General features: G+C 34.7%; 13 protein-coding genes. All 13 read left to right on the plus strand.

Translation table 11 applies throughout. The annotated features are described in order from the left end of the window. The first annotated feature begins 9 nt into the window (after positions 1-9). The gene (locus OOK82_RS04975; protein ID WP_236607909.1) at positions 10-261 is read left to right on the plus strand and encodes a DnaJ domain-containing protein; all 252 of its coding nucleotides are present in this window, start codon (positions 10-12) and stop codon (positions 259-261) included. Between the two features lie 91 nt (positions 262-352). Beyond that, positions 353-1429, plus strand: coding sequence for an ankyrin repeat domain-containing protein (locus OOK82_RS04980; RefSeq protein WP_264686856.1), 1077 nt, complete (start codon positions 353-355; stop codon positions 1427-1429). A 259-nt stretch (positions 1430-1688) separates the two neighbouring features. Further along, on the plus strand, positions 1689-2861 hold the full coding sequence (locus tag OOK82_RS04985; RefSeq protein ID WP_264686855.1) for an ankyrin repeat domain-containing protein: 1173 nt from the start codon (positions 1689-1691) through the stop codon (positions 2859-2861). A 122-nt stretch (positions 2862-2983) separates the two neighbouring features. After that, the gene (locus OOK82_RS04990; protein ID WP_264376047.1) at positions 2984-4210 is read left to right on the plus strand and encodes a cytochrome b; all 1227 of its coding nucleotides are present in this window, start codon (positions 2984-2986) and stop codon (positions 4208-4210) included. Further along, a complete protein-coding gene (locus OOK82_RS04995; RefSeq protein ID WP_264376048.1) occupies positions 4210-4971 on the plus strand; it encodes a cytochrome c1 in 762 nt (253 codons plus the stop codon). The genes OOK82_RS04990 and OOK82_RS04995 overlap by 1 nt, the downstream gene beginning before the upstream one ends. A gap of 85 nt (positions 4972-5056) precedes the next feature. Further along, positions 5057-6991, plus strand: a complete 1935-nt coding sequence (gene uvrB, locus OOK82_RS05000; RefSeq protein WP_010402971.1) for an excinuclease ABC subunit UvrB — start codon at positions 5057-5059, stop codon at positions 6989-6991. Positions 6992-7297: 306 nt separating this feature from the next. Further along, entirely contained in the window at positions 7298-8494 is a 1197-nt protein-coding gene (locus OOK82_RS05005; RefSeq protein ID WP_264376050.1) for an MFS transporter, read from the plus strand. Between the two features lie 38 nt (positions 8495-8532). Next, positions 8533-8832 carry an integration host factor subunit alpha gene (locus tag OOK82_RS05010; protein WP_007302154.1) on the plus strand — a complete coding sequence of 100 codons (300 nt, stop codon included), beginning with the start codon at positions 8533-8535 and terminating at the stop codon, positions 8830-8832. Continuing rightward, positions 8829-9155: a MerR family transcriptional regulator gene (locus OOK82_RS05015; protein WP_010402982.1), complete on the plus strand. Its 327-nt coding sequence runs from the start codon at positions 8829-8831 to the stop codon at positions 9153-9155. Before OOK82_RS05010 ends, OOK82_RS05015 begins: the two co-directional genes overlap by 4 nt. A 52-nt stretch (positions 9156-9207) precedes the next feature. After that, entirely contained in the window at positions 9208-9798 is a 591-nt protein-coding gene (locus OOK82_RS05020) for a murein hydrolase activator EnvC family protein (protein ID WP_007302156.1), read from the plus strand. 4 nt (positions 9799-9802) lie between these two features. Then, positions 9803-12307 (plus strand): leucine--tRNA ligase, encoded by a 2505-nt coding sequence (gene leuS / locus OOK82_RS05025; protein WP_264704529.1) that lies wholly within the window; start codon positions 9803-9805, stop codon positions 12305-12307. Between the two features lie 120 nt (positions 12308-12427). Then, positions 12428-12985: a hypothetical protein gene (locus OOK82_RS05030; protein ID WP_264704530.1), complete on the plus strand. Its 558-nt coding sequence runs from the start codon at positions 12428-12430 to the stop codon at positions 12983-12985. Between the two features lie 117 nt (positions 12986-13102). Then, positions 13103-13843, plus strand: coding sequence for a cell envelope biogenesis protein OmpA (locus OOK82_RS05035; RefSeq protein ID WP_264704660.1), 741 nt, complete (start codon positions 13103-13105; stop codon positions 13841-13843). The last annotated feature ends 97 nt before the right edge of the window (positions 13844-13940 follow it).

Below are 13940 nucleotides of genomic sequence, written 5' to 3' on the forward strand. Positions count from 1 at the left end.
ATAAGTTTTATGATGAACTCTATATTAAGTAAGTTTTTGAACGAATTTAACAGCAGTAAAAGTTACACCAAAAATTACACTGGTGATAATATGTCCAAAGATGAAGCATTAAAAATACTGGGGCTGAATTCCGAGGCAAGCCAAAATGAAATCAATAAGGCATACCAAAATTTAATGAAACTGGTCCATCCAGACAAGGGAGGCTCGGAATATTTTGCACAAAAGTTAAACGCAGCACGTGATAGATTGCTAAAGACCTAATTTTTAACTATTGTTTTCTCTGTAAATTTTACTTGTAAATACTAAATCATGTGATACAAAGCCAAGGGCGTTGTCTGATAGGAGGTATTTGATGCGAAAATACAGAATAGAAGAGTTAAGGAATAAATTGTTTATTGCTATAAACAAACTTGATTTTGAGAAAGTTAAAAGATGTGTTAGAAAGGCAAAGATTAAAGGTGTACAAAATGATATTATTAATGGTAAGCAATATGGCATGGCACCTATACATTTTGCTACTTACAGAGCTAACTCAAAGATATTGCAGTTTTTGATTAACAATGGTGCTCGTGTTAATGCTGTGAGTGATGCGTGCATTGTTCCTTCCGTATCCATTATTGTAACATATGATATGGAGAAAGTTGTATTTGATTGTATTCACGGCAACACTAGCTTTCAAGGAATGCAAAATTTTACAGCTTTACACTTAGCACTTTATCATTGTCGATTAGATATAGCAAAAGTTCTGCTTGATCATAATATTGATGTTAACATTAGAAGTACAAATGGCAAAATAGCATTTGAGGTTATTCCAGGTTATGAAAGTCTTTGCAGTGATGGCTGTGACATAAAAAAAATATTCTTAGCTGTGTTAAGATTTCATAAAAATAATTGTACAGAACTATTACTTTCTGCTAGAATAAATACTAAGTTAGAATTAGAAGCTGGTGATACTCCAGATGCAGCAAGTAGTACAGCGAACCCTTTCTCAGCCTCCACCAGGGCAAATACTAAGATAGGATTGAAAGCTGGTGATACTCCAGATCCTGCACCAAGCAGTGCAGTAAAACCTTTTTCTTTTATTAATAGTATATTTAGTTGGGTAACCACTGCCACACTCAATGGCTTATTCAGCAGTGCTCCTACTTTACTTCCTGCACAGCAATCTGTTGATCACTTGGCTGGTAGCCCAATTGGTTCTTCACAAGTTGATTTTAATGCAACAGCTCTACTAGTTGATGTAGTGGTCAAAAAGTTCACAGGGAAAAAGTATTCAAGGCTACTGGACAATCCACCTCTGACAAGACTTTCTATTATAGAAAAAAAACTCGAGACGGCAATTAGTAGTTGTGAAAAACTTTATCAATGTCCTGAAAGTTCATTAAGCAATTTAACGATATCTAAAGGTATGCATCAAAAGTCCCTCTAAATCAGTTAAAATAAGCACTAGAATTCGAGTGCTTATTTACAAAACTTATCCCTTATTTCCTTTTCTAAAGCATATTGCTTCTTATTAAGAGCAAAAAAATTTGAATAAGGAAGCTCAGCATGTCTTGTACGAAAGTTAAAGTGATAGATTGCTGAAGACCTAATTTTTAACTATTGAAATTTTTTCTCTGTAAATTTCACTTGCACATACTAAATTGTGTGATATAGAGCCGGGAACGTTGTCTTTTAGGAGGTATTTGATGGAAAGACAAGAAATAATTGAGAGCCTGAGAAAAAAATTATTTTCTGCTATAAACAGAGATGATTTTGAGAAAGTTAAAGAATATATTAAAGAGGCAGAACATAGACACATAAAAAATGAGATTTTGAATAATGAAAAATATAGTATGAAGCCTATGCATTCTGCTACTTACATAGGTAACTTAAAGGTATTGCAGTTTTTGTGTGACAGTGGTGCTGATGTTAATACTACTATTAGCAGTCGATATTTGAGTACTCCCTTACACATTGCTGCTATTAATGGCAAACTAGAAATAGCACAGTTTTTACTTGATCGTGATGCTAACATCAATGCTACAAATTATAAAGGCTTTACACCTTTGTACTTAGCATTTAACCATTGTCATTTAGATATGGTAAAACTCCTACTCTGTAGAGGTGCTGATGCTAGTATTCAAAGTCAGTACGGCAAAACAGCATTAGATGTTGTTGGAGGTTATAGAAAAGATAGATGTAATAGCAATAGTAAAATTCAAGAGATAGAATCTGTATTGAGCAGTGCTACTGAAGATGATTGTGAAGCAAAATTAACTTCTATAAAAGCAGGTGTTAAGGTAGGGTTAGACGCTAATGACGCCACAGATTCTGTAAGTAGTGCAGCGAATCTTTCATTGTTCCCTACCAAAGCAATCAAGATAGAATTGGAAGTTAGTAATACCACAGACTTGGCAAGTAGAACAGTGAATTCTTCCTTCACTCTTATCAGAGAAAATTTTGAAGAAGTTAGCAGCACTGCAAGCAATGCAGTAAAACCTTCTTCTTTTATTAATAGTATATTTAGTTGGATAACTACCACCATCAGTTGCTTATTCAGCAGCGCTCCTGCTTTACCTACTGTACAGCAATCTGTTGCACATTTAACTGGAAGTCCTATTGGTTCTTCACAAATTGATTGTAATGGAACAGTTCTGCTAACTGCTTTAGCAATAAGTAAGTTCACAAGAAAACAACATTTTAGGCCACTAGACGATTCACCTTTGACAGCAGAAAAAAATAAAGAAAGAGAACTTGACATTATAGAAAAAAAATTCGAGACGGCACTTAGTAAGTGTGAAAAACTTTATCAATGTCCTCGAAGTTCATTAAGCAATTCAACAATATCTAAAGGTGTATGTCATCAAAAATCCCTTTAAAACAAGCACTCAAATTTGAGTGCTTGTTTTTGTGAAATCTACTCTTTAAACTTAAACTTTTTATTGTTTATTAGCGTTAAATTGTTACAATACAATGAGTTAAGATGACAAAGCTTTAAGTTATGGAAGATGATAGCAAAAAAGAAATAATAGAAGAAAAAGGTATATTAGGTTGGATAGAGTATAGACTGCCTATATTTTCTTTTCTAAAACATACTGCTTCTTATCAAGTACCAAAAAATTTAAATTATGCTTGGAATTTTGGTTCTTTAGCTGGTATAGCGCTGATTTTACAAATAATAACAGGTATATTTCTTGCCATGCACTACACTCCGCATGTTGATCATGCATTTAATAGTGTGGAGCGTATAATGCGTGACGTAAGTTATGGATGGCTGATACGTTATACTCATGCTGTTGGGGCGTCGCTCTTCTTTATGGTGGTCTATGTTCATATCATGCGTGGATTATATTACGGATCTTATAAGAGACCGCGAGAAATGGTATGGTTTATTGGCATATTTATATTTTTTGCAATGATGGCAACTGCCTTTATGGGATATGTTCTTCCATGGGGACAAATGAGTTTTTGGGGTGCAACAGTTATAACTAATTTATTCTCGGCTATACCTTTAATTGGTGATAAAATAGTTATATGGCTATGGGGAAGTTTCTCTGTTGATAATCCAACGCTCAATCGTTTTTTTGCGCTGCATTATCTTATGCCTTTCATTATTATCGCTTTAGCTATGTTGCATGTTGTTGCTCTGCATAGGTTTGGCTCTAATAATCCAAGTGGAATAGAAGTCAGGTCAGATAAGGATACCATTCCTTTTTATCCTTACTATATAGCAAAGGACTGCATAACTTTTGGTTTATTTTTTATAATTTTATTTGCATTTGTTTTTTATGCTCCTAATTATCTTGGGCATCCTGATAATTATATAGAGGCTGATCCTATGGTAACTCCAGTACATATAGTGCCAGAGTGGTATTTCTTACCTTTTTATGCGATGCTGCGTTCAATTCCAAATAAACTTATTGGTGTACTTACCATGTTTGGATCTATTTTAGTGTGGTTTCTTTTGCCTTGGCTTGATAAATCAAAGGTTAAAAGTGGTGCTTATCGCCCATTATTTAAGAAATTTTTTTGGGTTTTTGCAATAAATTTTGCATTTCTTGCCTGGCTTGGGGGACAAGAAGTTAAGGAGCCTTACATTACTTTAAGTAGGCTCTCAACTCTTTATTATTTTTCATATTTTGTGATAGTTTTACCTTTACTTAGTAAGTATGAGAAACCAAAAAAATTACCAAAAACAATAAGCGATTCCGTTCCGGAGATGAAGTGATGCTGTTGGTTAAAGTTGCTGTATTTTGTATATTACTTCTCACTAATTCTTTGTCTGCAGAGGAGTTTAAACCTTTACCAAATAAGAAAATCGACTGGAGTTTTGATGGAATTACTGGATCTTTCGATAGAGAGTCAATTCAGCGTGGCTATAAAGTATACAAGGAAGTCTGTGCTGCTTGCCATTCAATGAATAGAATAGCGTTTCGTAATTTGCAAGATGTTGGTTTTTCTGAAGAGGATGTAAAACAAATTGCAGCCTCTTACCAAGTTAAAGATGGTCCGAATGATTTGGGTGAAATGTTTGATAGGCCGGGAGTGTCTTCGGATTATTTTATTGCACCTTTTGATACAAAAGAAGCAGCTGCAGCAAGCAACAATGGAGCAATTCCACCGGACTTATCATTAATTGTCAAAGCAAGACATGATGGTGCAAATTATGTCTATTCACTACTAATTGGTTATCAAAACGGTGAACATGATGAGAACGGTTTATATTTTAATCCATATTTTTCAACAGGCAGGTTAGCTATGGCACCACCACTCTCTGAAGGAATGGTAGAATATGATGGTACAAGGCAAGCCACAGTTGAAAATATGGCATATGATGTGGTAAATTTCTTACAATGGGCAGCAGAGCCAGAACTGGAGCGCCGACATAAACTTGGGCTAAAAATAGTGACATATTTTATAATTTTGACGGTGTTTTTTGTATTAACCAACAACAGGATTTGGAGCAGGCTCTATAAAAAGAAAAAATAGAGTTTTTTATGTTCATTCTTTCATACCTTATTTACACTAGCAAATGTATTGTATAGTAATAAATACATTATGAAAATATAAAGGTATGGAATTTCAAATAGTTACACATTTTCAGCCAGCTGGAGATCAACCACAGGCAATAGACAACTTAGTTGCAGGGTTAAATAGTAATAAAAGAGATCAGGTTTTGCTTGGAGTTACTGGCTCTGGAAAAACCTTCACTATGGCAAATGTTATTGCAAGAACAAACAGGCCTGCATTAATTATGGCACATAATAAAACTTTAGCGGCGCAGCTTTACGAGGAGATGAGAGGATTTTTCCCTCACAATGCTGTTGGATACTTCATTTCTTATTATGATTATTATCAGCCTGAGGCTTATTCGCCACAAACAGACACTTATATTGAAAAAGACTCTTTAATAAATGAAAGAATTGATATGCTACGCTATTCTGCTATATGCTCTCTTTTGGAGCGTAGGGACACGATTGTAGTTGCGAGTGTTTCTTGTATATATGGTCTTGGTTCGCCTGAGAGCTATCTCAGCATGACCTTGACTTTAAGTGCTGGAGATAAGATTCATGTTAATGACTTTCTGAATAATTTAGTTAATCTCCAATATAAACGTTCTGATGTCAGATTTGAGCGAGGATATTTCAGAGTGCGCGGCGATATTATTGATATATTTCCTGCCTATTATGAAAATAAAGCTTGGCGTTTATCATTGTTTGGTGATGAAATAGAGGAAATTTCTGAGATTGATGCCATGAACGGCAATATTATCAGACGCATAGATACAGTCACCATTTTTCCAAATAGCTATTACACTACATCACGTGAGACTCTTTTGCAAGCAGTTCAATTGATTAAAAAAGAACTACATGAACGCCTGGATTATTACTATTCACAGAACAAAATTGTTGAAGCAAAACGCCTTGAGCAGCGTACTAATTTTGATATTGAAATGATGATGGCAACGGGAGTGTGTAAAGGTATTGAAAATTATTCGCGTTATCTTTACGGAATGAAAGCCGGAGATCCACCGCCTACATTGTTTGAGTATTTACCTAAAGATGTAATTTTATTTGTTGATGAAAGCCATGTAACCGTTCCCCAGATAGGTGCAATGTATAGCGGTAATGAAGCACGTAAAAAGAAATTGATAGATTATGGTTTTAGGCTACCTTCTGCTTTTGATAACCGTCCATTAAAATTGGAAGAGTGGGAGGCAATACGGCCACAGACTATTTACGTTTCGGCTACTCCAGGAAAATATGAATTAGAAAAGACTAATCACGCATTTATAGAGCAAGTTATCCGCCCAACAGGACTGACAGATCCCATCTGCATCATAAAACCAACAGGGAGTCAGGTTGATGATGTGATTCATGAGGCACAAGTGACGATAAAAAAAGGGTTTTGTATTCTAATTACCACATTGACAAAAAAAATGGCTGAAAAACTAGCTGAGCATATGAGTGAGCTCAGTATGAAAGTAACTTACCTACATTCAGATATTGGTGCACTGGAAAGAATTGAAATTATATGCAAATTAAGATCTAAAGAAATAGATGTTCTTGTTGGCGTTAACTTGTTGCGGGAAGGTCTTGATATTCCCGAGTGTGGATTGGTTGCAATTTTAGATGCTGACAAAGAAGGGTTTTTACGATCAGAGACTTCGCTCATTCAAACGATAGGTCGTGCTGCACGAAATGTTGAAGGCAGAGTAATTTTATATGCAGACAAAATTACTAATTCTATGGATCGTGCACTGAAAGAAACTGAAAGGAGAAGAAAGAAACAGACAGAGCATAATACACTGCATAATATTGTACCAAAAACTATAATAAAGCCTATATCAAATACTTTACGGGAAAAAGTGGTGATTGAGGATTTTAGTCAGAATGATCTAAGCAGTTTGAAAAAACAAATGTTGAAGCATGCTGAAAATTTAGAGTTTGAAGAGGCAGCAAAAATAAAAAGTATTATTGAAAGGTTTAATAATAGATCCACTGCATAATTAGAAAAAAGATGAATAATTAATAGCTAAACTGACTTTGATTTATCAACAATTTGAAAAAACATCATCTAAGTGGCAGAAAAATGAGCCAGTTCATGATAATTTCAAATTTTCACCTTTTATCTTATAGGTAATGATTGTTGAACTTATTTCTTTCTTGAGATTATGTACAGACTCTAACAAATTAAATCTCACAACAAATTTGTTGTTTCATAGCTTTTATATCATACTATAATTGCAACTGTTTTAACAATAATCAGAGCCTAAAAGAGGTTTATTATCAATGGACTATTTATAAAAAATCTTATGGAAAATAAAGCTTGGTTCATTTGGCTAATCAGTAACTTGATTGTTGTATTCAGCAATATGCAGATAATCTACACCTTTATAAGCGTGAATCTTGAAAAAGAACTTGGGCTCACAATCGCGCAAGTTGCACTAGCTAATTCAGCATATACTTGGACTTTTGCTATCTCACAATTTTTTAGTGGGGCAATGTTTAATGTTTTTTCCAGCAAAAAAATTTATTTTTTCTCATTGTCAATCATGCTCTTTGGTTTTTTTGTCCTTATCAAGAGTGACAATTTTGCCCATTTAATTTTATCTCAATTTTTGATCGCAATTGGAGCATCGTTTGGTTTTATTGGCGCTGCTCATGTAAGTAGCACATATTTTCCCCTTACTCAATTTGGACTGATGTTCTCACTAGTGCAGACAATTTCAAGTCTTTCTGCTTTGATGATTCAAATGTGCTTCTCTAGCTTGCTTGCCGAAGGTGCAGATTGGAAAAATCTTATTGTATGCGTAATATTATTTGGCGTATCGATATTTGTACTTATGTTTTTTTATCCGAAAGGACTTTCAAAAAAAAATTTGGGGGAATACACAATAAAGAGCTCTATAAAAACAGTAATATGTTCTGTACTAACAGTGCTAAAATTAAGAGATATCTGGATAACCTCAATAGTGGGTGCTATTACTTTTGGAACATTTTTAGCGCTTAATATGCTGTGGGCACCAAGGTTACTAAGCAACTTAGAACTCAATACAATGGAGTTAGGTGTGGCAACTGCAATATTGTGGCTTGGTCTTGCAGTTGGTGCTCCAATTGCAGATCTAATCTCAAATCTATTTAAAAATAGAAGGCACGTAATCTCTGCTTTTGCCACATTGCAAAGTATTTCAGCTATTATTTTACTATGCGGTAATTTAACAGTTCATATTATATACTTTTGTATGTTAATGTTTGGTTTTTTTGCAGGAGGACATATGCTTAATTTTACTGTTGGTAGTGAGATTGTTGAGCAGAAGTATATTAGCACATCATCATCCATTATCAATGGATTTATGTTTGTTATGAGTGGAATTTTAGTGTCAATTTTAGCACTTTTTTCAGATCATCAAATGGCGCTTTTCACAATATTTGCAATGTTAACATTTGCTAGTATTTTTAATTACGCTACAAAAGAAACATACTATAAAAATAAAGTAGCTGAATCTTGAGTCGATTGTTATATTATATTAACATACTGTAATAAATTATGACAACAAAAGACACAACAGTAACTAAGGCAACAATAGCTGAATGTATAAACCAGGAAATTGGATTATCGAAAGAAGACTCTATTGCAATAATAGATGATATATTGGATGAGATAAAAACGAGCTTAGCAAAGGATGGAATAGTAAAAATATCTTCATTTGGAACATTTTTGGTTAAAAACAAGAAAGAAAGACCAGGAAATATACCAAAGACATCGGAAAGGGTAGTAATTAAAGCGAGAAAATCAATTTCTTTTAGACCTTCAAAAATGATGAAGAAATTAATAAACAACCGATGAATAAGGAAAAATTATTTTACACAATTGGAGAAGTAGCTGAAGAACTACATTTGGAGCAGCATGTTTTAAGATTCTGGGAAAGTCAATTCCATCAAATTAAACCCATAAAACGGAAGGGAAGAAGACTATATGATCATAAGTGTATAGAGGCAATAAAGAAAATAAAATATATGCTATATGACAAAGGATATACAATAAAAGGAGTACAAAAGGAATTTGGTAACGATGTAAGAATTGATCATTATTCAAGAAATTTGTTGCAAGAACTTACCGATTTAAGAGACTATTTGACTGATAAAATAAATGAAGAAAGTAATAAATAGACGAAAAACACTATAAAGTTTTGTGAAAGTTGATATATCTAGAGATAAGTGTATGTGTCGTATAGCCTTGTTCTTTATATTATCAGCAATACTGATAAGCTGTGGCCTGCAAAAACCTGCACCTGTACTACTTAAAGGCGAAGAATTTTATGGGAAAAGAGACCTAGAGTACACAAGGGAGTATCATTTGATTAAAGAAAATGTTGATTCTTCGCTGCGAAAAGAAAGTAGAAAAGCCTTTGTAGATAAGGTATATAACAATAATGCACAAAGCATGTGTAAATTTGTAATACCGGTTAAAGGTGCAGTTACCTCTTCTGATAAAATATGTCAAGATGGCATAAAAATTACTGCTCAAAGTGGAACAAAGGTTATTGCTTCTGCACCTGGCAAAGTAATATACGTAGGCAAAGGCCTGAGGTGGTACGGAAATTTAATTATAGTGGAACATAAAGATAATTACATGACTATGTACTCCTATTTAAAAAACATACAAGTTGAAATTGGTGATAAAGTAAAACAAGGTCAAGTAATTGGATCTGCAGGTAAATCAAGCACACAAGATAAAGATCCGCAGATGTGTTTCACAATAAGGCATAATGGTCAAGCAGTCGATCCTTTAGTACATATAAACTGTGATTGAATTTATGAAATATGATTTTAAAAACGTTGAAAAATTCTACCAAAATAAGTGGGATTTTTCTGTAAGCAAAGATAGTAAAAAGAAGAAATGTTACGTGTTGGAAATGTTTCCATATCCATCTGGTAAGATTCATATGGGGCACCTGCGTAACTATGCAATAGGAGATGTTATAGCACGTTACAAGAGAGCTCATGGATTTGAGGTTTTGCACCCAATTGGCTGGGATGCGTTTGGATTACCAGCTGAAAATGCAGCAAGGGACAATAATATTAACCCTGCAGCGTGGACAAAAGAGAATATAGACAATATGCGTGCACAGCTAAAATCTATAGGTCTTTCCTACAATTGGAATCACGAGCTTTCCACATGTGAGCCTGATTATTACAAACACGAACAGAAATTTTTTCTGGATTTTTTAAAGCATGGTCTTGCCTATCGAAAAGAGTCGTGGGTTAATTGGGATCCAGTGGACCAAACAGTGCTTGCAAATGAGCAAGTGGTTGATGGAAAAGGATGGCGATCAGGTGCAGTTGTTGAAAAACGTAAGTTATTCCAATGGTTTTTAAAGATTACTGATTTTGCTGAAGATTTGCTTCATTGTCTGCAAAGTTTAAAAAATTGGCCAGAAAAAGTCAAAACTATGCAAGAGCGCTGGATAGGAAAATCTGAAGGTGTAATTATAGAATTTGAAATAGTTAGCCTGAATAAGAAATTAAAGATTTTTACAACTTCTCCTCATACTTTATTTGGAGCTTCTTTTCTTGCAATAGCAGCAGAGCATCCTATTGTGCAGGATATCATACTTCCAAATGCTCCTGAAGTTTTGTCATCCCAGTGCTTCGACACTGGGATCCAGGAAAAAGATGAGATTCCAGCGTCACGCGCTGGAATGACAATTGATGAAAAAATAGGAATTTACACTGGATTAAACGTAAAACACCCATTTCTTGATAAAGAGTTGCCACTTTATGTAGCGAATTTTGTGTTGATGGAGTATGGAGAAGGTGCGATTTTTGGTTGCCCTGCACATGATCAGCGTGATTTTGAATTTGCACAGAAGTATGGTTTACCGATTATTCCTGTAGTTTGTGAAGAGACCACAGAGATCTTAAAAGAACCGTACTTCGGTGATGGAGTGATGTTCAATTCTGAATTCTTAAACGGACTAATGATTAATGAGGCAAAAAAAGTAATCATAAAAAAACTTGAAGAAAAAGGAATAGGTAAGAAAACAATAAACTATCGTCTACACGATTGGGGAATTTCAAGGCAACGTTATTGGGGATGTCCTATACCTATTATACATTGTAAAGATTGTGGAATTGTTCCAGTTCCAGAAAAAGACCTCCCTGTTGTTCTACCAACGGATGTAGAATTTACAAGTGGTGGTAATCCCCTGGATAAGCACCCAACCTGGAAATTTGTTGATTGTCCAAAGTGCGGAAAGCAAGCAGAACGTGAAACTGATACATTTGACACTTTTTTTGAATCTTCTTGGTATTTTGCTGCATTTTGCAGTGAAAATAAATCGATTAATAAAGATACTTGTAATCGTTTTATGCCTGTTGATTATTACATAGGTGGAATAGAACATGCAATTCTACATTTGCTTTACTCAAGGTTTTTCTGCCGTGCTTTAACTAAATGTGGCTATTTTGACGTTAAAGAGCCTTTCTCTACTTTAATCACTCAAGGAATGGTCTGCCATATAACTTATAAAGATGAGAATGGCAAATGGCTCTTTCCCGAAAAAGCAAAAGAGTTGATTGCGAAGGGTGCTAAGATCCAAGTTGGAAAAGTCGAAAAGATGAGTAAGTCAAAGAAGAATACAGTTGACCCAAACTTTATCATAGAAAAATACGGTGCTGATACTGCTCGTTTGTTTGTATTATCCGATACCCCCCCAGAAAAAGATATGGAATGGTCTGATGATGGCGTGGAAGGTTGTTTTCGCTACATAAATAAATTGTGGCGTATGGTAGTGCAACTTAGGCCCGTAAACATACACTATGACAATGAAAACATTGTAGGTAAACTCCTAGAGTACAGAAAAAAAATCCATAAACTATTGCAAGGGCTTACAGATGACTTGGAAAACTGCAGATTAAACTGTGTGGTAGCAAAGTTTCGTGAAATGACAAATTTAATAGCTGAAATAGACGTAAAAACTGGAAAATCTCTTATTGATGAAGGTATATGCATACTAATCAGAGTAATTGAGCCATTCATGCCACACCTGGCTGAAAATTTATGGCAAAAAATAGGAGGCGAAGGTATGCTATATCTAAAGCCTTGGCCACAAGCTGATGAATCACTACTAATTGATAATATGGTAACTGTGGCAGTACAGATTAATGGAAAGTTGCGTGCGACTATCAAAGTAGAAACTGATTTACCTCAAGAAGAATTGAAGAAAATAGCAACAGGTTCTGTATCTAACAAAATCGATCAAAGCAAAATTCGCACTATATATGCTGTACCAAATAAGGTAGTAAACATAGTTATATAAAAATTTTGAGTAGCATGTCCCTAATTTCGTAGGTATACTTTTTTTGATATGAGGTTATATCTTTTTTAATATAAAGGATATATACTTGTGCATTATATATTTTTTTGTATGGGTAGTTATATGAAAATAAAAGGATTGTGTGTTTTAGCTGTTTTGCTCACTTCATCTCTAGCAGGTGCAGCTAGTAATAAAGCAGCTAGTAATAGTGCAAAAGAGCAGTACTACGCAGGTTTAAACTTTGGTGGTGGATGGGGCACTGGATTAAAAATAAAACCTGGCTTAGTTTTTGGTTATAATTATGATAAAAGCTCTAAGTTTGAACTTGAGATTCTCACCGACGTAAGTGATATGTTTGGTAAGGCAACCAAGAAAATGGGAGCTAGTTTATTAGCACATTACCGTTATTATCCTGACGTTGACATTGATCCTGTGAAACTATATGTCAGTGGAGGTTTAGGAGGACATCTACAAGTATATCCTTTTGACATTGTTGGCACTGAAACACTAGATAAAATACTGGGTGCTATTTCGTACAAACTGAAGGTTGGTGTTGATTATGAAGTTGCTCCACAGATAGTTGGTACAGCTGCTTTAACCGTAGGCGGGCAACTGAGTGGTTTAAAAGCAAAACAAATACCAGATGCGATGCTGGAAGTAGGAGTACGTCATAGTTTTTAATGCTGGATGGCATTGTGTACATGTTTAGGTGTAACCATAAGCAATGCTCAAAACTTGCTGCTAGCATGTTTGAACACTTATTTTAGTATGTTTTAAGGAATGTTACATATGAGTAATATGAAAATGAAAAAATTGTTTGCTATATTGCTTGCTTCATCTTTAGCAAGTACAGCTAGTAGTAGTGCAAGTGAGTTAGAAGATCGGTACGAAGATCGGTACGAAGATCAGTACTATGTAGGTTTAAACTTTGGTGCTGGATGGGGTGATATTTTTAAAATGAAACCTAGCGTTGTTTTTGGTTATAATTATGACAAAAATTCTAAGTTTGAACTTGAGGTTCTTGCTAACATAAGTGATATAACTGATAAAGTAAAAAGAAAAGTAGGAACTAGTTTGTTGGCAAATTACCGTTATTACCCTGATTTTGACATTGATCCCATTAAATTATATGCCAGTATAGGACTGGGTGGATATATCCAAGTATTGCCTTCTTTTGGCTTCGGTGGCAGTAGTACAGGTGAAACTACAGGCAAAAATGTTGCAGATAGCGGTGATTCAGGTAACATTGTGGATAGAGATGGTACAAAAAACGATAATAAAAGGGAAGAGGAAGAAAAGAGTCAAGAAGCTCCAGCTCTACTAGCTGTTGAAGCAAGCGAACTAAAGACTGACTCATCTTTAGTAGACAAAATACTGAGTTCTATTTCCTATAAACTGAAGGTCGGTGTTGATTGTGAAATTACTCAGCAGATAGTTGCTACAGTTGCTATTGCTGCAAGTGGGCAACTAAGTGCCTTCAAGCCACCAGTACAAATACCAGATGCAATCATAGAAGTAGGCATACGTTATAATTTTTAATGTTCTAAATTGCATATTTCTTGTAGTGAATAAGATAATCCTGCAAAGAGGTTTGCTATTTGGATAAAAATTCGATGTTATTATCTAGAGACGGGTA

The sequence above is a fragment of the Wolbachia endosymbiont (group B) of Apotomis betuletana genome (genome assembly GCF_947250475.1).
Taxonomy (GTDB): Bacteria; Pseudomonadota; Alphaproteobacteria; order Rickettsiales; family Anaplasmataceae; genus Wolbachia.

Coding starts and splice junctions, on each gene's coding strand:
- OOK82_RS04975 (WP_236607909.1), top strand. CDS start 10: ATGATGAACTCTATATTAAGTAAGTTTTTGAACGAATTTAACAGCAGT.
- OOK82_RS04980 (WP_264686856.1), top strand. CDS start 353: ATGCGAAAATACAGAATAGAAGAGTTAAGGAATAAATTGTTTATTGCT.
- OOK82_RS04985 (WP_264686855.1), top strand. CDS start 1,689: ATGGAAAGACAAGAAATAATTGAGAGCCTGAGAAAAAAATTATTTTCT.
- OOK82_RS04990 (WP_264376047.1), top strand. CDS start 2,984: ATGGAAGATGATAGCAAAAAAGAAATAATAGAAGAAAAAGGTATATTA.
- OOK82_RS04995 (WP_264376048.1), top strand. CDS start 4,210: ATGCTGTTGGTTAAAGTTGCTGTATTTTGTATATTACTTCTCACTAAT.
- uvrB (WP_010402971.1), top strand. CDS start 5,057: ATGGAATTTCAAATAGTTACACATTTTCAGCCAGCTGGAGATCAACCA.
- OOK82_RS05005 (WP_264376050.1), top strand. CDS start 7,298: ATGGAAAATAAAGCTTGGTTCATTTGGCTAATCAGTAACTTGATTGTT.
- OOK82_RS05010 (WP_007302154.1), top strand. CDS start 8,533: ATGACAACAAAAGACACAACAGTAACTAAGGCAACAATAGCTGAATGT.
- OOK82_RS05015 (WP_010402982.1), top strand. CDS start 8,829: ATGAATAAGGAAAAATTATTTTACACAATTGGAGAAGTAGCTGAAGAA.
- OOK82_RS05020 (WP_007302156.1), top strand. CDS start 9,208: ATGTGTCGTATAGCCTTGTTCTTTATATTATCAGCAATACTGATAAGC.
- leuS (WP_264704529.1), top strand. CDS start 9,803: ATGAAATATGATTTTAAAAACGTTGAAAAATTCTACCAAAATAAGTGG.
- OOK82_RS05030 (WP_264704530.1), top strand. CDS start 12,428: ATGAAAATAAAAGGATTGTGTGTTTTAGCTGTTTTGCTCACTTCATCT.
- OOK82_RS05035 (WP_264704660.1), top strand. CDS start 13,103: ATGAAAATGAAAAAATTGTTTGCTATATTGCTTGCTTCATCTTTAGCA.